The following is a 21,467-nucleotide window of genomic DNA, read 5'->3' as shown; positions in this document are numbered from 1 at the left end:
AGAGGGTAAGGGTGAGGGGCTGCGTGACGTTTGAAAATTCGCGAGACCAGCGAGGGCAAAGCCATGACCATAGCCGAAACATCAGCCATCCCGGCCCGGCCGAAGCGCCGGGTGCCGGCCTTTTTGCCCTATCTGTTGATCAGCCCCTCGATCATCCTGCTGCTGGCCCTGATCGCCTTCCCGCTGCTCTTCGCGCTCAAGAACAGCTTCTACTTCTGGAATCTGCAGATGAGCCCGGTGCCGATGGGCTATATCGGCGGCGGCAATTACGAGATGGCGTTTTCGAACTCCTTCTTCCTGGGCGCCTTGTGGAACACGCTGCTGCTCACTTTGGTGGGCACCGCCATCGAATTCTGCCTGGGCCTGGCCATTGCGCTCCTGCTGGTGAAGAAGTTGCCCGGGCTCAATCTCGCCCGCGCCTTGCTGATCATGCCCACCACCATCGCGCCGATCGTGGTCGGCTTCCTCTTCCGCTACATGTATGATCCCAATGGCGGCCTGATCCCCTGGATGCTGTCCTCGGCCGGCATTCCGCTGCCGGCGCAGGGCCTGCTGGGCTCCGGCAGCACCGCCCTCTGGGCCATCCTGTTCGCCGACATCTGGCAGTGGACACCGTTCTTCGCCATCGTGCTCTATGCCGGCCTGCTCTCGGTACCGCCCGACATCATCGAGGCCGCCCGCCTCGACAAGACCTCGCCCCGGGCGATGCTGGTGCGCATCAAGCTGCCGCTGATCCGCAAGACGGCGCTGATCGTGGTGATGCTGCGCTTCATGCAGTTGTTCAACACCTTCGACCTGGTGCTGGTGCTGACCAAGGGCGGACCGGGCTCCTCCACCCGCACACTCGGCTACAGCCTCTACCAGCAGGGCCTCGTCGACTTCAACATCGGGCTCTCCAGCGCCATGACCTGGATGATGGTCATCATCGTCAACGCCATCATCGGCCTGTTCGTCTTCTTCGCCTTCAAAGACCTGGACTGAGGAGCCGACCAATGCGCAAGGGCAAGAAACTGGCCGGCACCGCGACAAGCTACGCGCTCACTTTGCTGCTGCTCGCCTTCTTCATCGGCCCGATCCTGTGGTTCGCCCTGCTGGCGATCCGCCCGTCCGACACCTTCTTCACCATGCCGCCGGTGCTGGCCTTCAAGCCGGACTGGACCTCGCTGCACTATACGTTCGGCGATCCCGGCAACAACCTGCCCCAGCTCGTCAACAGCCTGATCGTCGCCATCGGCGCGGTGCTGCTCAACCTGCCCTTCTCCCTGCCGGCGGCCTATGCGCTGTCGCGGTTCCGCATCCGCGGCCGCAAGAACATCATGCTCTGGTATCTCGGCCTCCTGATGGCCCCGCCCGTGGCCTTCCTGATCCCCTATTCGATCCTGGCGAGCTCGGTGGGCCTGAAGGGCAGCTATTTCTCCATGATCCTGATCATGCAGACGCTGACCATCCCCTTCTCGATCTGGCTGATGAAGAGCTTCATCGACGAGGTGCCGGTGGAGATCGAGGAGGCCGCGCGCGTCGACGGCGCCAAGACGCCGGCCATCGTGCTCAAGATCGTGCTGCCGCTGGTGCGCCCAGGCATCATCGTCACCTCGATGTTCGCCTTCGTCTTCGCCTGGAACAATGCCGCCTTTCCCCTGGTGCTGGCCAACCGCGCGACGGCGACGCTGCCGGTCGGCACGCTGCAGTATTTCGGCACGGCCGGCGTGACCTGGGGCTTCATCGGCGCCGCGGCGCTGGCCGCCATGCTGCCGCCGATGATCATCTTTCTCGCGCTCGACCGCTATGTCGTGCGCGGCCTCACCTTCGGTTCTGTCAAAGGATAAGTGTTGATGTCTACCCAGAAATCCGCCCGTTTCGGTGTCGTCGGCGCCGGCCTGTGGGGCTCCTTCCATTGCAAGACGCTGAACGCCATTCCCGGCGCCGAGCTGGCGGCCGTGTGCGACCTCAATCCGGAACGCGCCGCCGAAATGCAGCGCCAGTTCGGGGCGAAGAAGGTCTATCAGGATTTCCGTGCCCTCATCGCCGATCCTGATGTCGAGGCGGTGACGGTGGCCACGCCCGACTTCGCCCATGCCGACATCGTGCTGGCGGCCATCGAGGCCGGCAAGCACGTCATGAGCGAAAAGCCGCTGGCGACCACGCTCGCCGAAGCCGAGACCATTGCCGAGGCCGCCGCTAGGAGCGGGGTCAAGGTGATGGTGGACTTCCACAACCGCGTGAACCCCGCCGTCCACACCGCCCGGGAAACCATCGCCCAGGGCGAGATCGGCAAGCCGCTGCATGCTTCGGCCCGGCTCTCCAACACCGTATTCGTGCCCTTCGAGCTGTTGTCCTGGGCGAGCCGCTCCTCTGCCCTGTGGTTCCTCGGCAGCCATGCGGTCGATGCGCTCTGCTTCATGCTCGATGCCGAGGTCGTCAAGGTGCAGGCGATGATGCGCCGCGGCCACCTCGCCGCCCAGGGCGTCGACACCGCCGACGTTCATATCTCGCTCTTGGAATTCGACAATGGCGCCGTCGCCACTCTGGAGAACAGCTGGGTGCTGCCGCGCGACCTGCCGCTGGTCTTCGACTTCCGGGCCGAGATCGTCGGCGAGAAGGGCTCGCTGCAGCTCGACACCGCCCAGAACGGCGCCTTCCGCAAATATGCCGGCGCCGGCCTCAAGACCGCTGACCTGCTCGGAGTGACGCCCGCCGCGGGCGGGCGCATCGGCGGCTTCGTGATGGAGGCCATCGCCCGCTTCGTCGATGCCGTCACCACCGGTTCGCCTGTGCTGGCCGATGCCACCGATGGCCTCAAGGTCACCCGCGTGCTCGCGGCCATCGAACAGGCCGCCGCCAGCGGCAATGCCGTGACGCTGGCGAAGGGAGGGGTCTGATGGCGACATTGTCCTTCAAATCCGTCGGTAAACGCTTCCCCGATGGCACGCTGGCGCTCGCCAATGTCGATCTCGACATCAGGGATGGCGAATTCCTGGTGCTGGTCGGCCCTTCGGGATGCGGCAAGTCGACCTTGCTGCGCAGCGCCGCCGGCCTGGAGGACCTGTCGCAAGGCCAGGTGCTGATCGGCGGCCGCGACGTCACCAATGCCGATCCGGGCGACCGGGACGTCGCCATGGTCTTCCAGAATTATGCGCTCTACCCGCATATGGACGTCTACGAGAACATGGCCTTCGGCCTCGGGCAGCGCAAAGTGCCGCCGGCGGTGATCAAGGACAAGGTGGAAAAGGCCGCCCGCATCCTCGATCTCACCCATCTGCTCAAGCGCAAGCCCGGCGCCCTGTCCGGCGGCCAGCGCCAGCGTGTCGCGATGGGCCGTGCCATCGTGCGCGACCCACAATGCTTCCTGATGGACGAGCCGCTCTCCAATCTCGATGCCAAGCTGCGCGTGCAGATGCGCGCCGAACTCAAGCTGCTCAACGCGCAGCTCGGCGTCACCACGCTCTATGTCACCCACGATCAGGTCGAGGCGATGACCATGGGCGACCGCGTCGCCGTGCTGCGGCCGGTGGCGAAGGAGGGCGAAAGCAATCTCCAGCAATGCGCACCGCCGCGCGAACTCTATGAAAACCCGGTCAATCTGTTCGTCGCCGGCTTCATCGGCTCGCCGGCCATGAATTTCTTCACGGTGCGCCTCGGCGAGGAGGCCGGCACTGCCTTTGCCGCGATTGCCGGCACCTCGCTGCGCCTGCCTTTGCCGGCCGGACTGCTTCAAGCCAATGCAGGCCTCGCCGCCTTCAAGGGCCGCGACGTCATTCTCGGCCTGAGGCCCGAGAGCTTCCGCCTGCCCGTTGCCGCGGGCAAAGGCCTTTCCTGCGAAGTGCTGCTTACCGAGATGACCGGCGCCGACGCCTATGTCTTCTTCGACCTGCCCGCCGCCTCGTCGGTGGCAGGGACCGGGCGGCTTGCCACGGGGTCGGAAGCGGGCGCCGGCGCGGCCAACCGCATCACCGCGCGCGTCGAGCCGGCCCGGTTGCCCGAGCGCGGCGACCATATCGAGATCGGCGTCGACATGGGCCAGGCCCGCTTCTTCGCGCCTGATAGCGGACTGGCGCTGCGATAGGTTGGAAACGCGCTCCGTCATCCCCGGCGGGCCGTAGGCCCCGGGATGGGGATCCAGGGGCCAGCGCCGCCATGATTGCCCCTGGATTGCCTTCCCTCGCTTCGCTCGCCGGGAATGACAGCTTCAGGGAGGGTCGAGGGGCGGGATCAGTTCGGCAGCCGCCAGAAAGTCCACGAAGACTCGCAGCTTGGGAGACAAGTGTCGGCTGGACGGCCACATCACCTGGATACGGGTGGTCGTCTCGAGATAGTCGCCGAGAACGCTGACCAGCGTTCCCGCACGCAACTGCTCCCGGACAGCCAGATCGGGGACGCAGGCAAGGCCGAGCCCTTCCTCCGCCAGGGTGATCTGCGGCTCCAGCGTGTTCATCACCATGCTGACCGGCAGCTCGATATCCAGCCATTCGCCGTCGCGGCGCAGCGGCCATTTGTCCAGCTTGCCGCTGGTGCGGAAGCGATAGACCAGACAGGCATGGCGCGACAGGTCTTCGGGATGCTGCGGCAAGCCGGCCTGGCGGAAATAGCCGGGGGATCCGACGAGGGCCCTGCGATAGAAGCCGAGCGTGCGGCTCATCAGGCGGGAATCGGCCTGCTCCCCGGTGCGGATCACCGCATCGAAACCATCTTCGATCACGTCGACGAGCTGGTCGGAGAAGTCGAGCTCGAGCTCGATCAGGGGATAGAGCCGCCGGAATTCGGCCAGCTTCGACATGAAGCGCAGCCCCATCGAGGGCAGGCTGATGCGCAGCCTGCCCTGCGGGGCGGCCTGGTTGCGGGCAAGCTCGGTCTGCGCCGCCTCGAATTCGCCGAGGATGCGCCGGCAGCGTTCAAGGAAAAGCATGCCTTCCGCCGTCAAGGTGACGCTGCGGGTCGAGCGGTGAAACAGGCGCGTGCCCAGCCTGTCCTCCAGGCGCGCCACCGCCTTGCTGACCGCGGAAGGCGAGATGCCCAGCCGCCGTCCGGCATCGGTGAATCCGCCGGCATCGACCGCCTGCACGAAGGCATTGAGGGCGCCCAGACTGTCCATGAGGTCTCCCGCCTCGATTATTTGTGACATAAATGTCAGAAGTGTTTTGAACTATAGCCAGTTATTCGCCCTTACAAAAAGGGCTAAGGTCCTGCCCGTACGGCCGGCAAGTCGCCTCCTGTGGAGGGCCCCTTTCCATGGCCTTCCCTCGGGAGTTCTTGCAATGAGTTCGACTGTTTCGATCGGCGGCCCTTCGCCCGCCATCGATCGCCTGCCTGTCGGCGGCCTGCTGGCCCTCGCCATGGCCGGTTTCATCACCATTATGACGGAGGTGATGCCGGCGGGGCTGCTGCCGCAGATGGGCGGGAGCCTCGGCGTCTCCGACGCTGTCGCCGGCCAGTTGGTCACCACCTATGCGGCCGGTTCGCTGGTGACCGCCATTCCCTTGATGACGCTGACCCAAAGCCTGCCACGGCGCCTGCTGCTGCTCATCGCCATCATCGGCTTTGCCGCGCTCAATGCCGTCACGGCCATGTCCTCGAGCCTTTCCGTCACGCTGGTGGCCCGCTTCCTCGCCGGGGCCTGCGGCGGCCTGGTCTGGGCGCTGCTCACCGGCTATGCCGCCCGCATGGCCCCCTCCCGTCTCGCCGGCCGGGCTATCGCCCTCACCGGCATCGGTGCGCCACTGGCCTTTTCGCTCGGCGTGCCGGCCGGCACCTTCATCGGTACCCTGATCGGCTGGCGCCTCGCCTTCGGCCTGATGAGCGTGGTAGCCCTGCTGCTGGCCGGCTGGATCCTCGCCGTCCTTCCAGATTTCGCCGGCCGCCGCGGGGATCAGCGCCTGGCGCTGCGGCCCATCCTGACCCTGCCCGGCATCAGGCCGATCCTCGCCGTGATGGGGCTGTTCGTCGTCGCCCACAACCTGCTCTACACCTATATCGCGCCTTTCCTGGTGCTCTCCGGCCTGGCGGAGCGCGTGGATGTCGTGTTGCTGTGCTTCGGCCTCGCCGGGCTGGCGGGGCTGTGGGTGGTGGGCGCCTTGATCGACCGGCGCCTGCGCCTGATGGTGCTGGGCAATCTCGTCCTCTTCGGCGCCTGCGCGGTCGCTTTGGGCCTGTGGTCGACGTCTCCCGTCGTCGTGCTGGCCGCCACGGCCGTGTGGGGCATGGTCGCCGGCGGCATACCGACCCTGTTCCAGACTGCGTCGGTGCAGGCGGCCGGCGAGGCCGCCGATGTCGCGCAGGCCCTGTTCGTCACGGTCTGGAACAGTGCCGTTGCGGTGGCGGGCCTGGCCGGCGGCGCCCTGCTCGGATCTTTAGGCGCCACGGTGCTGCCCTGGGCGATGGCGTGCTTGCTGGCCTTGGCCTGGCTCACGGCCTGGCTTGCGCGGTCGTCGAGCTTTCCAAAGCCTCCTGCGATTTGACGAGCACGACAGGACCGCAAGGACGCGTTCCGTGCGGTGTTGCACAAATGAACGAGGCCGTTCGATTATGATCCCCGACGGCAGTGGGGGAACGACATGGCCAATTCAAGCGACACGATGACGGCGCAGGTACAGGATGGGCCACGGGGCATCGGCGGCTGGATGATCCTGCCCATCATCGGACTGATCGGAACCTTGGTGTTCACCATGATCAACCTCTATGGCGTCGTCACCGAATGGGAGGGGATGAAGGCCATCATCGCCGGCGAGAACCAGACGACAGCGGCCCTGAGACTGCCGGTGGCGGCATCGCTTCTTGGGGGCTTTGCCCTGAGCGGGCTCGCCGCCCTATGCCTCTACCGGATCTTCACCCATTCACCCAGCGTGCCCCGCCTGATGACAGCCTTCTACATTGGGTTGGTCGTGATCTCATTGGCGGAGCTGGGCGGGGATTCCTATATCTCGAACCTGACCAATACGCCGAGCGATCCGACCCATATCAAGGATCTCGTCCGGGCATTGATCGCTTCGGCGATCTGGATTCCTTATTTCCACCGCTCTCGCCGTGTCGCCAATACCTTCCGCACGCGGGATGCCGCCGTCGACCGCAAGATCGGTGAAATCTTCTGACCTCAGCCGATCCCGTCGTTCCAGCCCCATTCGTCGGCAAGGGCCAGGCATTCGCGCCAGGGAGCGACGGCGTCGCAGGTCGTCACGGACCGCAGCGAGGCCGCCGCGGCGGCGTGGGCGAGCGCCAGGCAGCGCCGGAGCTCCCAGCCTTCGTGGAAGCCGTAGAGAAAACCGGCAGCAAAGGCGTCGCCCGCGCCATTGGCACCGGCGATGGCCTGCTTGGGCACGCGAATGGAGGGCTGGGTAACGATATCGCCGTCCCGGGTCACGGCGACGGCGCCGGTCGGAAAATGCGCCGCCACCACCTGGCAATTGCCTGCCTCCAGGACCTTGCGTGCCGCCTTGATGCAGGCATCGACCACCGTGCGATCGTCCCGCACCGTCTCCTCCTCGCCGATCGCTCCCATCTCGGCATCGTTGACGACGAGGAGATCGAGATGGGGCAGCAACGGGCGAACCAGTTCGCGCAGTCGCGCCGGCGAAGCGGTGGCCAGTTCCAGATTGGTGATGAGGCCGGCCTGCCTCGCCATGCGCAGCACGGTCAGCCAGCCATTGGCGTCCCCGTTCCAGGGCGCGTCCATCTTCTTGTGCACGCCGGGCAGGCCGAGATGGAGGATGCGCCCTTTCGTGTCGGCGAAATCGAAATGCTCCGGCGTCATCAGCGAGGCCACACCCGGATTGAAGATATGGGTGCGCCGGCCGCTACGCTGGGAAGTATAGGCATCGGTGTGCAAGGTGCGGGCTTCCGGCGTCATCACCAGACGGCGGCGATCGATGCCATAGCGGTCGGCTTCGGCATGGAGCAGGCGGCCATCCTCGTCCTCGCCGATCAGCCCCTGCGTCTCCACCCAGATGTCCGGATCCAGGCGCTTGATATCGATGGCGAGGTTGCAGCCCGAACCGCCGCCGCGCGATTCCTCGTGCAGGATCTCGACGAGGCCATCCTCGCCCGGCCAATATTCAACCAGCTTGTTGCCGTCGACACACCAGGTTCCCGCCGTGACGATCCCGGAACGCGCCGAGGCTGGACGCTCACCCTGCATTTCCTCTACCCGTCGAATGTCAGGCCGGCGGCAGGACGCTTTCACGACTCACCGACGGCCCGGAGTTTATTTGTAGCGAAAAGAAACAATCAATTGCCGCCTTTTGCAATGGCGCGATTGCCGCGGCCGAGCCATGCTTGATCGCCTCCGCAACCGGGCGATGGTCGGCATGCCTCTACCTTGGGTAGTATCGGAACGCGAATACTTGCGGCGACTGAAGCCCTGCAGGCAACCGTCACCTTCTCCACTGCACGCAGAAGCTGTTGCCCGAGGCTGGGCCTGGAATCATTCCGCCTGCCGCCCTTTGTCCCGCGATGACAAACGCGCCGTTTTGTGCTATGATCTCAAGATCTTAGGCGGACATGTCCGCCAAGATGAACGCCACATGAACGGCGATGATAGCAAGAGTTCATCTGTTCTGGATTAATGGTTAACTTAAGGTAATTTCCAGGTGGAGAGGCCCTGCCGGCCCGGCTACGACGAAGGCCGGAACTCCCTCTCCGAGGAGTGTTCCATGTTTCGTAAATTGTTGGTGGCCGCGTTGGCGGCCCTTACCCTGAGCGCGGCGTCCATGACAGCGACCGCGCCGGCCGAAGCGCGTAGCAACGGCTATTTCTTTCCCCATCATGGCGGCGGCAATTGGGGCGGCGGTGGCCGCCACTGGGGCGGCGGCGGTTGGGGCGGGCGCCGTTGGGGCGGTGGCGGCTGGGGTGGCCGTCGTTGGGGTGGCGGCTGGGGTCATCGCCGCTGGTATGGTGGCGGCTACGGCCGGCGCTGGCGTGACGATGGCTGGGGCTGGGGCGCCGGTCTCGCACTCGCTCCCCTGCTGATGACGCCGGGCCTCTATGGCGGTTATGGCGGCGGCTATTATGACGACGGCTATTACGATTATGCACCGGCCTGCCGCTGGCGGCGGGTGCGGGTCTACACTGATTACGGCTGGCGTATCCGTCGTCAGCGCGTCTGCTACCAATATTGACTTTCGAAGATCCGGGATCGTCCGCCGCCGCGGAACGATCCCGGATCGAACCGTCTTCCAGTGTCTCTCGTGACGAGCGGAGCTTAATAGAAGATCTCTATCGTTCGACGAAAATTGATGCTTGATCGCGTTGGAACGAGGGCACATTGTTCCTCTCTGGAACTAGTCGAAAGAGAGTGGCATGCCAGCCCACGAAGATTGGAATACCGCACGCGCGGCTGAACTCATCGCGGCAGGCCAGACGTTGGAAGGCCCGCTGCTGCCGATCCTCCACTCCTTTGTGGAAACCTTCGGCTATGTCCCCGAGCCGGCCGTCCCCATGGTGGCCGAAGCGCTCAATCTCTCCCGCGCCGAGGTGCATGGCGTGGTGACGTTCTACCATGATTTCCGCAGGGAACCCGCCGGCGAGCATGTCATCAAGCTCTGCCGTGCCGAGGCCTGCCAATCCGCCGGCTGCGAAGCCCTGGCGGATCACCTCGTCGAAAAGCTCGGTATCGAGTTCGGCGAGACAACGCCGGATGGACGCGTTACACTCGAGCCGGTCTATTGCCTCGGCCTGTGCTCCATTTCCCCCGCCGCGATGATCGACGGCCGCCTGGTAGCCAGGCTCGATGCCAAGCGTCTCGACAAGGCCCTGGAAGAGGTGGTGCGATGACCATGCGCATCTACGTTCCACGCGATGCCGCCGCCGTTGCCTGTGGCGCCGATGAACTCGCTGCAGCTCTCAAGGTTGCAGCGATCGCCCGCAAGCTCGATATCGAGATCATCCGTAACGGTTCGCGGGGCATGGCCTGGCTCGACCCGCTGGTGGAGCTGGTCACCCCTGAAGGCCGCATCGGCTACGGCCCGGCCGAGCCGGAAGACGCCGACAGCCTGATCGCCGCCTTCGCCGGCGACGGCGCCCATAAATTGCGGATAGGCAAGCCCGAAGACCAGCCTTTCCTCAAGCGTCAGACCCGCCTGACCTTCGCGCGCGTCGGCATCGTCGATCCGCGCGACCTCGACGACTACAAGGCCCATGGCGGCCTCAAGGGCCTGGAAAAGGCGATTGCCATCGGGCCATCGGCCATCGTGGACGAAGTCACCAAATCCGGCCTGCGTGGCCGCGGCGGCGCAGGCTTTCCGACCGGCATCAAGTGGAAGACGGTTGCCGACACTGCCGGGCCACAGAAATACATCGTCTGCAATGCCGACGAAGGCGACAGCGGCACCTTCGCCGACCGCATGCTGATGGAAGGCGACCCCTTCTGCCTGATCGAGGGCATGGCCATTGCCGGCGTCGCCACCGGTGCGACCAAGGGCTATGTCTATATCCGCTCCGAATATCCCCATGCCATCGCCGCCATGGATGCAGCCATCGAGAAGGCCCGCCGCGCCAATGTGCTCGGCAAGGGCATCCTTGGTTCGGCCCATGATTTCGACATGGAAACCCGCACCGGTGCGGGTGCCTATGTCTGCGGCGAGGAAACCTCGCTGCTGGAAAGCCTGGAAGGCAAGCGCGGCACCGTACGCGCCAAGCCGCCGCTGCCGGCCCATAAGGGCCTGTTCGGCAAGCCGACCGTGATCAACAACGTGCTCTCGCTCGCCACCGTGCCGATCATCCTGGCCGAGGGCGCCGAGCATTACCGCGATTTCGGCATGGGCCGTTCGCGCGGCACCATGCCGATCCAGCTCGCCGGCAATCTCAATTATGGCGGCCTGTTCGAGACCGCCTTCGGCATCACGCTGGGCGAACTCGTCGACGATATCGGCGGCGGCTGCTTCACCGGCCGTCCCGTGCGCGCCGTGCAGGTCGGCGGCCCCCTGGGCGCCTATTTCCCGCGCGAACTCTTCGACACGCCCTTCGACTACGAGGCCTTCGCAGCCAAGGACGGCCTGATCGGCCATGGCGGCATCGTGGTGTTCGACGATACCGTGGACATGCGCCGCCAGGCCCGTTTCGCCATGGAATTCTGCGCCATCGAAAGCTGCGGCAAGTGCACGCCCTGCCGCATCGGCGCTGTCCGGGGCAAGGAAACCATCGAGAAGATCATCGCCGGCAAGGATGTGACCCGCAACATCGCCGTCGTCGAAGATCTCTGCCAGACCATGAAGTTCGGCTCGCTCTGCGCCCTCGGCGGTTTCACGCCCTATCCGGTCCTCTCGGCCATCCGCCATTTCCCCGAAGATTTCCACGGCACGCCCCAGCGCATCGCCGCCGAATAATCGCCAAGGAGACAGTCAATGTCCCTCGTCCACGAAATCGACTACGGCACGCCGCTCTCCAAGTCGGAGAAGATGGTCACGCTGACCATCGACGGCCAGGAAATCACCGTGCCCGAGGGCACCTCGATCATGCGCGCCGCCATGGAGATGGGGACGCAGATCCCCAAGCTCTGTGCCACCGACATGATGGACGCCTGGGGCTCCTGCCGCATGTGTCTGGTCGAGATCGAAGGCCGCAACGGTACGCCGGCCTCCTGCACCACGCCGGTGGCGCCGGGCATCAAGGTGAAGACGCAGACCTCTCGCCTGGCCGAGATCCGCAAGGGCGTGATGGAGCTCTACATCTCCGACCATCCGCTCGACTGCCTGACCTGCGCCGCCAATGGCGATTGCGAATTGCAGGACATGGCGGGCGCGGTGGGCCTGCGCGAAGTACGCTACGGCTATGAGGGCGACAACCATCTCGGCCTCGACAAGGATACGTCCAACCCCTACTTCACCTTCGACACCTCAAAATGCATCGTCTGCTCGCGCTGCGTACGGGCCTGCGAGGAAGTCCAGGGCACCTTCGCGCTGACCATTTCCGGCCGCGGCTTCGAAAGCCGCGTCTCGCCTGGCATGGACGAAGCCTTCTTCGATTCCGAATGCGTCTCCTGCGGCGCCTGCGTGCAGGCCTGCCCGACGGCCACCCTCACCGAGAACAAGGTGATCGAGATCGGCCAGCCCGAGCATTCGGTGGTGACGACCTGTGCCTATTGCGGCGTCGGCTGCGCCTTCAAGGCCGAGATGCGCGGCGAGGAAGTCGTGCGCATGGTGCCCTACAAGGACGGCAAGGCCAATCGCGGCCATAGCTGCGTCAAGGGCCGCTTCGCCTGGGGTTACGCCACTCACAAGGAGCGCATCCTCAAGCCGATGATCCGCTCCAAGATCACCGATCCCTGGAAGGAAGTGAGCTGGGAAGAAGCGATCGCCTACACCGCTTCCGAGTTCAAGCGCATCCAGGCCAAGCACGGCAAGGCCTCGATCGGCGGCATCACCTCCTCGCGCTGCACCAATGAAGAGACCTATCTTGTCCAGAAGCTGATCCGCGGTGGCTTCGGCAACAACAATGTCGATACCTGCGCCCGCGTCTGCCATTCGCCGACCGGCTACGGCCTTGGCCAGACCTTCGGCACCTCCGCCGGCACGCAGGATTTCGATTCGGTCGAGGACAGCGACGTCATCGTCGTCATCGGCGCCAATCCGACGGACGGCCACCCGGTCTTCGGCTCGCGCATGAAGAAGCGCCTGCGCGAAGGGGCCCGCCTGATCGTCATCGATCCGCGCAAGACCGACATCGTACGCACGCCGCATGTCGAAGCCGATTACCATCTGCCCCTGCTGCCGGGCACCAATGTCGCCATTGTGACGGCGCTGGCCCATGTCATCGTCACCGAGGGCCTGGTCGCCGAGGATTATGTGCGCGAGCGCTGCGACTGGGACGAGTTCCAGAACTGGGCCGCCTTCGTCGCCGATCCCCGGCATTCGCCGGAAGCAGTGGAGAAATATACCGGCGTGCCGGCCGAACTGGTGCGCGGCGCCGCTCGCCTCTACGCCACCGGCGGCAATGGCGCCATCTATTACGGCCTCGGCGTCACCGAGCACAGCCAGGGCTCGACCACGGTGATGGCGATCGCCAACCTCGCCATGGCCACCGGCAATATCGGGCGCCGCGGCGTCGGCGTGAACCCGCTGCGCGGCCAGAACAACGTGCAGGGCTCTTGCGACATGGGCTCGTTCCCCCATGAATTGCCCGGCTATCGCCACATCGCCGGCGATGAAGTGCGCCACATGTTCGAGGAATTCTGGGGCGTGCACCTGGAAAAGGAACCGGGCCTGCGCATTCCCAACATGCTCGACGCCGCCGTCGAGGGTTCGTTCCTCGGCCTCTATGTGCAGGGCGAGGACATCGTGCAGTCCGATCCGGACACCAAGCATGTCACGGCGGGCTTGGCCGCCATGGAGTGCGTCGTCGTGCAGGATCTCTTCCTGAACGAGACCGCCAACTACGCCCATGTCTTCCTGCCCGGCTCCTCCTTCCTGGAGAAGGACGGCACCTTCACCAATGCCGAGCGCCGCATCCAGCGTGTGCGCAAGGTGATGGCCCCCAAGGCCGGCTATGCCGACTGGGAGGTCACGCTGCTGATCGCCGAAGCCATGGACTTCCCCATGCCCTACGAGCATCCCTCGCAGATCATGGACGAGATCGCGCGGCTCACACCCTCCTTCGCCGGCGTCTCCTACGAGAAGCTGGAGCAGGACGGCTCGGTGCAGTGGCCCTGCAACGACAAGGCGCCCGAGGGTACGCCGATCATGCATATCGACCATTTCGTCCGCGGCAAAGGCCGCTTCATGGTTACCGAATACATCCCGACCGACGAGCGCACCGGGGCACGCTTCCCGCTGCTGCTCACCACCGGCCGCATCCTGTCGCAGTACAATGTCGGCGCGCAGACCCGGCGTACCGAAAACTCGATGTGGCACGAGGAGGATGTGCTGGAAATCCATCCGCACGACGCCGAGCAGCGTGGCATTCGCGAGCATGACTGGGTGCGCCTGGAAAGCCGCTCTGGTTCGACCTCGCTGCGAGCCACCATCACCGATCGCGTGGCGCCGGGTGTGGTCTACACCACCTTCCACCATCCCTCGACGCAGGCCAACGTCATCACCACCGACTTCTCGGACTGGGCGACCAATTGCCCCGAATACAAGGTGACGGCGGTTCAGGTCATGCCTTCCAACGGCCCGTCGCAATGGCAGGAGGAATATGAGGCGATGGCGAAGAATTCGCGTCGCATCGCGGCGGAGTGAGGACAGCACCCTTCTCCCCTTGCGGGAGAAGGTCCCGGCAGGGGGATGAGGGGTCTCGTGACCTATGCAGATCATATTGCTGAAATCAGGGGTTGAGAGGTTGATCCAACCCCTCATCCGGCTTTCGGCCACCTTCTCCCACAGGGGGAGAAGGAGAAGAACACCATGACCGATCCCGTCCGCACCATCTCCCGCTTTGCCTGGCGTGACGGCATGTTCACGCCAGGCGAGCGCATGGTTCCCGAGGAGATGGCGATCTCGCTGGTCTATGATGGCGGTTCCCATGCCGTGATGATGGGAAGCCCTGTCGATCTCGAGGACTTCGCCTACGGCTTCTCCCTCACCGAAGGCATCATTGCCTCGCTCGACGACGTCACCGAGTTCGAACGCGTCGATTACGAGGAAGGTGTCGAACTTCGTATGTGGCTGAAGGGCGATCGAGGCGCCGCGCTCGCCGCCCGTCGGCGCATGCTGGCCGGGCCCACGGGCTGCGGCCTGTGCGGCATCGACAGCCTGACCGAGGCGGTGCGCAAGCCGCAGCCGGTCGCCGGTGACCTCAAGCTGTCACCCGCCGATATCGAAACCGCCCTCGCTTCACTCGCGCCCGCCCAGATACTGAACCACCAGACCCGCGCCGTGCACGCTGCAGCCTTCTGGACCAAAGCCGACGGCCTCGTCGCCCTGCGCGAGGATGTCGGCCGGCACAATGCGCTCGACAAGCTCGCCGGCGCGCTGGCCCGGCGTTCCATCGCTCCCGCACCGCAAGGCCTGCCGGGCATCGTCGTCCTCACCAGCCGGATCTCGGTGGAAATGGTGCAGAAATCGGCCGCGATGGGTGCCTCCATCGTGGTGGCGGTCTCCGCCCCCACGGCCCTCGCCATCCGCACTGCCGAGGAGGCCGGCATCACGCTGGTCGGCATCGCCCGCTCCGACGGCTTCGAGATCTTCACCCATCCCCACCGTATCGTTCCGGAGAAACTCGCCCATGTCGCATGATGAAGCCGCGCATGAGGGCCACGCACATGACCCCTCCGCCAAGCTGGTGAGGATGGCCAACCAGATCGGCCTGTTCTTCGCGTCCCAGCGCGAGGAAGTGCGGGTGCCCGGCATCGCCGAGCATATCCGCAAATTCTGGGAACCCCGCATGCGCAACCAGATCTTCGAACATCTGGATGCCGGCGGCGAGGGCATCGATCCCCTGGTCAGGAAGGCCCTGGAGAGCTTGCGCGAGAAGGCGTGAATTCCGGGATCGCAGGCATCCAGGGGATTTCCATGCCCGACACCCTCTTCGACTGGGACAAGATCGAGCCTCGCACGGTCATTCCGGGCTTCCACGGTCGCTTCATGCATTCGGGCTCGATGACCTTCGTGCTCTGGCAGATCGATGCCGGTGCCACGTTGCCCCTGCATTCCCATCCGCATGAACAGGTGGTGCATCAGTTCGAAGGCGAGCTGGAAGTCACCGTCGACGGCCTTACCACGGTGCTAAAGCCGGGCATGGTCGCCGTGGTGCCACCCAACGCCCCGCATTCCGGCCGGGCCCTGACGGCCTGCCGGACGATGGACGTCTTCCATCCCCTGCGCGAGGACTATCGCACGGGCGCCCCCAGCGTGCTGCAGCAGGCGATGCCGGACTAATCGGAGCCCGCTCGCCCGCTCGCTGCGTCCCTCGGCTTTTTTTGCAGGATTCCCGGCCGGAAAACGGCAAAAATTCGCCTTTTGCCTTGCTCCGCCCCTTCCATCTTGATATGGAACCGCCCATCTGACGCTCAGCCGTCATTGCAGATGTGACGGGCGTTCGAAAAATAGACCAGAAAGACGTTTCCGCCTTGCGGGCCTTGCGCCGGCCGGGTGTGTTTTTTCTCAAAACACTCCGCCTGTGGCTGCTCCAGCAGCCCTGCCGCTTTCCGGAAACGATGATCAACACCAACCGCCGGCGCCAGGAAAACATATGTCCGTACAGGAAAACGTGCTGCGTGAAGATTTCGCCGCGATGCTCGACGAAGCATTCGGCACCGGCGATATGGCCGAAGGTTCGGTCGTCAAGGGTATCGTCGTCGCCATCGAGAAGGACCTCGCGGTCATCGATGTCGGCCTCAAGACCGAAGGCCGCGTAGCTCTGAAGGAATTCAACGGCCCGGGCCGCGACAGCGCGCTCAAGGTCGGCGACGAGGTCGAGGTCTATCTCGAGCGCATCGAAAATGCGCTGGGCGAAGCCGTCATCTCGCGTGACAAGGCTCGCCGCGAAGAAAGCTGGATCAAGCTGGAGAAGTCGTTCGAGGCCAATGAAAAGGTCGACGGCGTCATCTTCAACCAGGTCAAGGGTGGTTTCACCGTCGATCTCGACGGCGCCGTGGCCTTCCTGCCGCGCAGCCAGGTCGACATCCGTCCGATCCGCGACGTCACCCCGCTGATGAACGTTCCGCAGCCCTTCCAGATCCTCAAGATGGATCGCCGCCGCGGCAACATCGTCGTCTCCCGCCGCACGGTCCTCGAAGAGAGCCGCGCCGAGCAGCGTCACGAGATCGTCCAGAACCTCGAAGAGGGTCAGGTGGTCGACGGCGTGGTCAAGAACATCACCGATTACGGTGCGTTCGTTGACCTGGGCGGCATCGACGGCCTCCTGCATGTCACCGACATTGCATGGCGCCGCGTGAACCATCCGACGGAGCTTCTGACCATCGGCCAGCAGGTCAAGGTCAAGATCATCAAGATCAACCACGAGACGCACCGCATCTCGCTGGGCATGAAGCAGCTCCAGGCCGATCCGTGGCTGGGCATCGACGCCAAGTACCCGCTGCAGGCCAAGTTCACCGGCCGCGTGACCAACATCACGGACTACGGCGCGTTCGTGGAACTGGAGCCGGGCATCGAAGGCCTGATCCACGTTTCCGAAATGTCGTGGACCAAGAAGAACGTCCACCCCGGCAAGATCGTTTCCACCTCGCAGGAAGTGGAAGTGCAGATCCTCGAGGTCGACCCGATCAAGCGTCGCATCTCGCTCGGCCTCAAGCAGACCCTTTCCAACCCCTGGGAAGATTTTGCCGACAAGCACCCGAACGGCTCGGTGGTCGAAGGCGAAGTCAAGAACAAGACCGAGTTCGGCCTGTTCATTGGCCTCGACGGCGATGTGGACGGCATGGTCCATCTCTCCGACCTCGACTGGAACCGTCCGGGCGAGCAGGTCATCGACGACTTCCGCAAGGGCGACATGGTCAAGGCCGTGGTGCTCGACGTGGACGTCGAGAAGGAGCGCATCTCGCTGGGCATCAAGCAGCTTGCGGGTGACCCCTTCGTCGATGCCGGCGAACTGAAGAAGAACCAGGTCGTCACCTGCGAAGTCACCGACGTCAAGGAAGGTGGCATCGACGTCAAGATCACCGGCACCGACCTCACGGCCTTCATCCGCCGTGGCGATCTGGCCCGCGATCGCGCCGATCAGCGCCCCGAGCGCTTCGCTGCCGGCGAAAAGGTTGACGCCCGCGTCATCCAGTTCGACCGCAAGGCCCGCAAGGTCCAGGTCTCGATCAAGGCTCTGGAAATGGCCGAAGAGAAGGAAGCGATTGCCGCTTACGGTTCTTCGGACGCCGGCGCCTCGCTCGGCGACATTCTCGGCGCCGCCCTGCGCGCCCGCACCGAGAAGAAGTAAGCCCGGGACCGCCGGCTTTCAGCCGGCTCTTGGAGCCATCACGATTGCAGAAAGGGCGCGACCTTCAGGGTTCGCGCCCTTTCTTTTCAGGCCCCCCGCCAACATCGGAGGCCCATGCCGGTCTGAAGACCGGCACACCGGGAAAGGCGCGTCAAACTGGTGTGCCGGTCTTCGGACCGCAGCACCGTCGGCGAAGAAAAGATTGCATGGGCCGACCTGACACCGCTCGGCCGAAAGCTGTTCGGGCAGCAAAATTGGTACCAGCGATACACAGGCAAGATTTCGCGTTGGACCGTTCCAGCTTAATAATCTTTCCAAAAAGGGCGCCTAAACGGGTGCCCTTGCTTGTTTGGTGAATTTTTCCCCTTTCCGGCGCATGAGCATCTTGCATTGCCGCAGCGTTTGGTTGATCGGTTGTGCCTTACAAGCCCCGAATGGCCGTCACCCGGCGGGAAATTCGCGAGCAAGGGGGAAACAACCACATGCGTATCAATCGTTTGACACTCGTAGCCGGCGTGGCACTCGCCCTCCTCGGCAGCGTCGCCTTTGCTGCCGACAAGAAGACCGTGGCCGTCACCTCGATCGTCGAGCATCCGGCCCTCAATGCCGCCCGTGACGGTGTCAAGAAGGCGCTGGAGGATGCCGGCTACAAGGATGGCGATACCCTCAACTTCCAGTTCGAGACGGCGCAGGGCAGCCCGGCGACTGCCGCGCAGATCGCACAGAAATATGTCGGCGAGAAAGCGGACGTGATCGTCGGCATCGCCACGCCGTCGGCCCAGGCCGCCTTGGCCGCCACCAAGGACATTCCGATCGTGTTCACCGCCGTGACCGATCCCGTCGCCGCCCAGCTCGTCAAGGATCCGGCCAAGCCCGAGGGCAACGTCACCGGTGTGACCGATGCGACCCCGATGCCCGACCAGCTCAAGCTGATCCAGGCGATCGCCCCCAACGCCAAGAAGATCGGCTTCATCTACAATCCGGGCGAGGCCAATTCGGTCGTGCAGCTCGAGAATATGAAAAAGGCAACCGCCGCCCTCGGCTTCGAGACGATCGAGGCACCGGCCACCAAGTCGGCCGATGTCGGCGCCGCGGCGCAGAGCCTGATCGGCAAGGCCGACGCCATCTTCGTGCCCACCGACAATCTCGTGGTCTCGGCCCTGGAAGCGGTGATCACGGTCGGTACAGAAAACAAGATCCCCGTCTTCTCCGGTGACACCAACGGCGTCGAGCGCGGCGCGGTGGCTTCCATCGGCGTCGACTATTTCAAGTCCGGCGTCCTGGCCGGCGAGATGGTGGTGCGTATCCTCAAGGGCGAAAAGCCCAGCGCCATTCCCGTCGCCGTTCCCTCCGCCACCGACCTCTTCCTCAACCAGAAGACCGCCGGTCCGATGGGTGTGACGCTGCCTGCCGATCTGGTCGCCAAGGCCAAGACGGTCGTCAAGTGACTGCCGTCAAGTAATCCGGATCCGTATAACCGGAAAAGCGGCCGCGCCACGCGCAGCCGCCCTCGTAAGATCAACCCATTCCGAGCACGCCGCGCCATGATCCCCCTCCGCTCCCTCGGCCTTGCCGCCGCTCTTCTCGCCAGCCTGGCCCAAGGCAGCCTGATCCAGGCGGCCGCTGCCGCGGACAAGCCCGTGGTCGCCATCACCGCCATTGTCGAGCATCCCTCGCTCAACGCCATCCGCGAGGGCGTGAAGGCCGGCCTCAAGGACAAGGGTTACGCCGAGGGTGAGGCCATCACCGTCCTCTACGAATCCGCCCAGGGCAACCCGGCGACAGCAGCCCAGATCGCCCAGAAATTCGTCGGAGAGGCCCCGGCCGTGATCGTGCCGATCACCACGCCCTCCTCCCAGGCCGTCGCCGCGGCGACCAAGGACATCCCCGTCGTCTTCGCCGCGGTCACCGATCCGCTCGGCGCTCAATTGATCAAGGCCCTCGACAAGCCCGGTGGCAACATCACCGGCGTCAGCGACTTTCCGCCGGCTGCCGGCCAGCTCGACCTCATCAAGGAAGTCCTGCCCAAGGCCAAAGTCGTGGGCGTCGTTTACAATTCCGGCGAGGTCAACAGCCTGTCGGTGATCGAGGCCCTGCGCAAGCTGGCGGGTGAACGCGGCTTCGAGATCCTGCCCTCGCCGGCCACCAAATCCTCCGACGTTGGTTCGGCTGCCCAGAATCTGGTGGGCAAGGCCGATGCGATCTACATCCCTAACGACAATCTGGTGGTGTCGGCGCTGGAATCGGTGCTGCAGGTCGGCTTCGACAGCCGCCTTCCGGTGTTCGCCAGCGATCCCGACAGCGTCGGACGCGGCGCGGTCGCCGCCCTCGGCCTCGACCAGTTCGAGATCGGCCGCCAGGCCGGCCATGTCGCGGCCCGTATCCTCAAGGGCGAGAAACCGGGCGACATCCCGGTCGAGAACTCCAAGGGCGTCAGCCTGGTCGTCAACTCCAAGGCAGCCGAGAAGATGGGAGCGCCCCTGCCGCAAGCCGTATTGGCTCGTGCCAAGGACGTCGCAAAGTAGTATCCGCGGGCGGTAGTGATTGACTCATGCATCATTGCGAGCGTAGCGAAGCAATCCACACATCCGCGTACAACGCATTCCGGTCCTGGATTGCTTCGCTACGCTCGCAATGACGCCCGATCGGTCGAGCACCAGGGCCGTCGCAATTCACCCGTGACCCGCTATTCCGTTGGGATTGATGCATGAGCCTTTTCGCTTTTATCGGTTCGATTGAAATCGGCCTGATCTATGCGCTGATCGCGCTGGGCGTGTTTTTGTCGTTCCGGGTGCTCGACTTTCCCGACCTGACGGTTGACGGTTCCTACCCCCTGGGCGCCGCGACGGCCGCCGCCGCCATCGTCGCCGGCCTCGATCCCTTCTCGGCCACGGCGCTCGCCATCGTCGCCGGCGCCTTGGCCGGGGCGATGACGGCCTGGCTCAACATCCGCTTCCGCATCCTGCAATTGCTGGCCAGCATCCTGACCATGACGGCGCTCTACTCGATCAATCTGCGCATCATGGGCAAGCCCAACGTTCCCCTGCTCAACCAGGAGACTTTGGTAACCTGGACGCGCGACCATCTGACGGCGATCCTGGGCTGGGCTCCGCCCTCCTATCAGCTCAAGGTCTGGATGCTCGGCGTGATCGTGCTGGTCGTCTGGGCGCTGCTCAGCTGGTTTCTCAATTCCGAATTCGGCCTCGCCATGCGGGCGACCGGCGCCAATCCGCGCATGGCGCGGGCGCAGGGCGTCTCCACCCAGCTGCACAATTATGTCGGCATGGCGATCTCCAACGCCCTCGTCGCCCTCGCCGGCGCCCTGTTCGCCCAGACCAGCGGCTTTGCCGACATCACGCTCGGCACCGGCACCATCGTCGGCGGCCTCGCTGCGGTGATCCTCGGCGAAACCCTGTTCCGTACCCGCTCGATCGCCTGGCTGCTGGTCGCCTGCATCGTCGGCGCCATCCTCTATCGCCTCGCCATCGCGCTGGCGCTCAATTCCGAGTGGTCGCGCACCATCGGGCTCAATTCGAGCGATCAGAACCTGGTGACCTCGGTGCTGGTCGGCCTGGCGCTGATCCTGCCGAGCCAGTTCCCCCGCCTGCGCGCGATCTTCTCGCCCGCGCCGAAATCAGCGTCCAAGTAAGGAGGCGGCG

The 21,467-nt window shown here is 64.6% G+C and carries 19 protein-coding genes; 17 read left to right on the top strand and 2 right to left on the bottom strand.

All coding sequences use genetic code 11. The annotated features are described in order from the left end of the window. The first annotated feature begins 63 nt into the window (after positions 1–63). The 4 genes from ACIGJE_RS06515 to ACIGJE_RS06500 are packed head-to-tail and all read left to right on the top strand — an operon-like array spanning position 64 to position 4,063. Positions 64–981, top strand: a complete 918-nt coding sequence (locus ACIGJE_RS06515) for a carbohydrate ABC transporter permease (protein WP_415083188.1) — start codon at positions 64–66, stop codon at positions 979–981. Between the two features lie 11 nt (positions 982–992). After that, complete coding sequence (locus ACIGJE_RS06510; protein ID WP_311937994.1) at positions 993–1,826, top strand: carbohydrate ABC transporter permease; 834 nt, start codon at positions 993–995, stop codon at positions 1,824–1,826. 6 nt (positions 1,827–1,832) lie between these two features. After that, complete coding sequence (locus ACIGJE_RS06505; protein ID WP_367625496.1) at positions 1,833–2,879, top strand: Gfo/Idh/MocA family protein; 1,047 nt, start codon at positions 1,833–1,835, stop codon at positions 2,877–2,879. Further along, entirely contained in the window at positions 2,879–4,063 is a 1,185-nt protein-coding gene (locus tag ACIGJE_RS06500; protein ID WP_367625495.1) for an ABC transporter ATP-binding protein, read from the top strand. Before ACIGJE_RS06505 ends, ACIGJE_RS06500 begins: the two co-directional genes overlap by 1 nt. A gap of 123 nt (positions 4,064–4,186) precedes the next feature. On the opposite strand, the gene ACIGJE_RS06495 is transcribed toward ACIGJE_RS06500, so the two are convergent. After that, on the bottom strand, positions 4,187–5,089 hold the full coding sequence (locus ACIGJE_RS06495; protein ID WP_415083184.1) for a LysR family transcriptional regulator: 903 nt from the start codon (positions 5,087–5,089) through the stop codon (positions 4,187–4,189). A 163-nt stretch (positions 5,090–5,252) separates the two neighbouring features. On the opposite strand from ACIGJE_RS06495, the gene ACIGJE_RS06490 reads away from it, so the two are divergent. Next, complete coding sequence (locus ACIGJE_RS06490) at positions 5,253–6,452, top strand: MFS transporter (RefSeq protein ID WP_311937986.1); 1,200 nt, start codon at positions 5,253–5,255, stop codon at positions 6,450–6,452. A gap of 96 nt (positions 6,453–6,548) precedes the next feature. Continuing rightward, positions 6,549–7,082, top strand: a complete 534-nt coding sequence (locus tag ACIGJE_RS06485; RefSeq protein ID WP_415083182.1) for a DUF2569 domain-containing protein — start codon at positions 6,549–6,551, stop codon at positions 7,080–7,082. Positions 7,083–7,084: 2 nt separating this feature from the next. Here the strand turns inward: ACIGJE_RS06485 and ACIGJE_RS06480 are convergent, their stop codons facing one another. After that, entirely contained in the window at positions 7,085–8,125 is a 1,041-nt protein-coding gene (locus tag ACIGJE_RS06480) for a carbohydrate kinase family protein (RefSeq protein WP_415083180.1), read from the bottom strand. Between the two features lie 514 nt (positions 8,126–8,639). On the opposite strand from ACIGJE_RS06480, the gene ACIGJE_RS06475 reads away from it, so the two are divergent. From ACIGJE_RS06475 to ACIGJE_RS06425, 11 genes are all read left to right on the top strand, one after another. Further along, on the top strand, positions 8,640–9,104 hold the full coding sequence (locus ACIGJE_RS06475; RefSeq protein WP_068293965.1) for a hypothetical protein: 465 nt from the start codon (positions 8,640–8,642) through the stop codon (positions 9,102–9,104). A gap of 181 nt (positions 9,105–9,285) precedes the next feature. Continuing rightward, entirely contained in the window at positions 9,286–9,759 is a 474-nt protein-coding gene (locus ACIGJE_RS06470) for a formate dehydrogenase subunit gamma (RefSeq protein ID WP_105863428.1), read from the top strand. Beyond that, a complete protein-coding gene (locus tag ACIGJE_RS06465; protein ID WP_394314660.1) occupies positions 9,756–11,309 on the top strand; it encodes a formate dehydrogenase beta subunit in 1,554 nt (517 codons plus the stop codon). The genes ACIGJE_RS06470 and ACIGJE_RS06465 overlap by 4 nt, the downstream gene beginning before the upstream one ends. Positions 11,310–11,327: 18 nt before the next feature. After that, positions 11,328–14,159, top strand: coding sequence for a formate dehydrogenase subunit alpha (gene fdhF / locus ACIGJE_RS06460; protein WP_415083175.1), 2,832 nt, complete (start codon positions 11,328–11,330; stop codon positions 14,157–14,159). A gap of 165 nt (positions 14,160–14,324) precedes the next feature. After that, complete coding sequence (fdhD, locus tag ACIGJE_RS06455) at positions 14,325–15,155, top strand: formate dehydrogenase accessory sulfurtransferase FdhD (protein WP_311937975.1); 831 nt, start codon at positions 14,325–14,327, stop codon at positions 15,153–15,155. Continuing rightward, positions 15,145–15,399 carry a formate dehydrogenase subunit delta gene (locus ACIGJE_RS06450; RefSeq protein WP_311937973.1) on the top strand — a complete coding sequence of 85 codons (255 nt, stop codon included), beginning with the start codon at positions 15,145–15,147 and terminating at the stop codon, positions 15,397–15,399. The genes fdhD and ACIGJE_RS06450 overlap by 11 nt, the downstream gene beginning before the upstream one ends. A 32-nt stretch (positions 15,400–15,431) precedes the next feature. Then, on the top strand, positions 15,432–15,797 hold the full coding sequence (locus ACIGJE_RS06445; protein ID WP_311937971.1) for a cupin domain-containing protein: 366 nt from the start codon (positions 15,432–15,434) through the stop codon (positions 15,795–15,797). A 313-nt stretch (positions 15,798–16,110) separates the two neighbouring features. Further along, positions 16,111–17,808, top strand: coding sequence for a 30S ribosomal protein S1 (gene rpsA, locus ACIGJE_RS06440; protein WP_082980020.1), 1,698 nt, complete (start codon positions 16,111–16,113; stop codon positions 17,806–17,808). A gap of 482 nt (positions 17,809–18,290) precedes the next feature. Beyond that, positions 18,291–19,256 (top strand): ABC transporter substrate-binding protein, encoded by a 966-nt coding sequence (locus ACIGJE_RS06435; RefSeq protein WP_311937968.1) that lies wholly within the window; start codon positions 18,291–18,293, stop codon positions 19,254–19,256. A gap of 96 nt (positions 19,257–19,352) precedes the next feature. After that, the gene (locus ACIGJE_RS06430) at positions 19,353–20,333 is read left to right on the top strand and encodes an ABC transporter substrate-binding protein (protein ID WP_311937966.1); all 981 of its coding nucleotides are present in this window, start codon (positions 19,353–19,355) and stop codon (positions 20,331–20,333) included. Between the two features lie 182 nt (positions 20,334–20,515). After that, the gene (locus tag ACIGJE_RS06425) at positions 20,516–21,457 is read left to right on the top strand and encodes an ABC transporter permease (RefSeq protein ID WP_367625486.1); all 942 of its coding nucleotides are present in this window, start codon (positions 20,516–20,518) and stop codon (positions 21,455–21,457) included. The last annotated feature ends 10 nt before the right edge of the window (positions 21,458–21,467 follow it).

It is taken from the genome of Labrys sp. E2SS-1L, from assembly GCF_057073705.1.
Note: the sequence above shows the minus strand (reverse complement) of the source record. Positions and strands in the feature narration are given on the sequence as shown.

What these genes read in the sequence shown, in the direction of transcription:
- ACIGJE_RS06515 (WP_415083188.1), top strand. Translation starts at nt 64, where the DNA reads ATGACCATAGCCGAAACATCAGCCATCCCGGCCCGGCCGAAGCGCCGG.
- ACIGJE_RS06510 (WP_311937994.1), top strand. Translation starts at nt 993, where the DNA reads ATGCGCAAGGGCAAGAAACTGGCCGGCACCGCGACAAGCTACGCGCTC.
- ACIGJE_RS06505 (WP_367625496.1), top strand. Translation starts at nt 1,833, where the DNA reads ATGTCTACCCAGAAATCCGCCCGTTTCGGTGTCGTCGGCGCCGGCCTG.
- ACIGJE_RS06500 (WP_367625495.1), top strand. Translation starts at nt 2,879, where the DNA reads ATGGCGACATTGTCCTTCAAATCCGTCGGTAAACGCTTCCCCGATGGC.
- ACIGJE_RS06495 (WP_415083184.1), bottom strand. Translation starts at nt 5,089, where the DNA reads ATGGACAGTCTGGGCGCCCTCAATGCCTTCGTGCAGGCGGTCGATGCC.
- ACIGJE_RS06490 (WP_311937986.1), top strand. Translation starts at nt 5,253, where the DNA reads ATGAGTTCGACTGTTTCGATCGGCGGCCCTTCGCCCGCCATCGATCGC.
- ACIGJE_RS06485 (WP_415083182.1), top strand. Translation starts at nt 6,549, where the DNA reads ATGGCCAATTCAAGCGACACGATGACGGCGCAGGTACAGGATGGGCCA.
- ACIGJE_RS06480 (WP_415083180.1), bottom strand. Translation starts at nt 8,125, where the DNA reads ATGCAGGGTGAGCGTCCAGCCTCGGCGCGTTCCGGGATCGTCACGGCG.
- ACIGJE_RS06475 (WP_068293965.1), top strand. Translation starts at nt 8,640, where the DNA reads ATGTTTCGTAAATTGTTGGTGGCCGCGTTGGCGGCCCTTACCCTGAGC.
- ACIGJE_RS06470 (WP_105863428.1), top strand. Translation starts at nt 9,286, where the DNA reads ATGCCAGCCCACGAAGATTGGAATACCGCACGCGCGGCTGAACTCATC.
- ACIGJE_RS06465 (WP_394314660.1), top strand. Translation starts at nt 9,756, where the DNA reads ATGACCATGCGCATCTACGTTCCACGCGATGCCGCCGCCGTTGCCTGT.
- fdhF (WP_415083175.1), top strand. Translation starts at nt 11,328, where the DNA reads ATGTCCCTCGTCCACGAAATCGACTACGGCACGCCGCTCTCCAAGTCG.
- fdhD (WP_311937975.1), top strand. Translation starts at nt 14,325, where the DNA reads ATGACCGATCCCGTCCGCACCATCTCCCGCTTTGCCTGGCGTGACGGC.
- ACIGJE_RS06450 (WP_311937973.1), top strand. Translation starts at nt 15,145, where the DNA reads ATGTCGCATGATGAAGCCGCGCATGAGGGCCACGCACATGACCCCTCC.
- ACIGJE_RS06445 (WP_311937971.1), top strand. Translation starts at nt 15,432, where the DNA reads ATGCCCGACACCCTCTTCGACTGGGACAAGATCGAGCCTCGCACGGTC.
- rpsA (WP_082980020.1), top strand. Translation starts at nt 16,111, where the DNA reads ATGTCCGTACAGGAAAACGTGCTGCGTGAAGATTTCGCCGCGATGCTC.
- ACIGJE_RS06435 (WP_311937968.1), top strand. Translation starts at nt 18,291, where the DNA reads ATGCGTATCAATCGTTTGACACTCGTAGCCGGCGTGGCACTCGCCCTC.
- ACIGJE_RS06430 (WP_311937966.1), top strand. Translation starts at nt 19,353, where the DNA reads ATGATCCCCCTCCGCTCCCTCGGCCTTGCCGCCGCTCTTCTCGCCAGC.
- ACIGJE_RS06425 (WP_367625486.1), top strand. Translation starts at nt 20,516, where the DNA reads ATGAGCCTTTTCGCTTTTATCGGTTCGATTGAAATCGGCCTGATCTAT.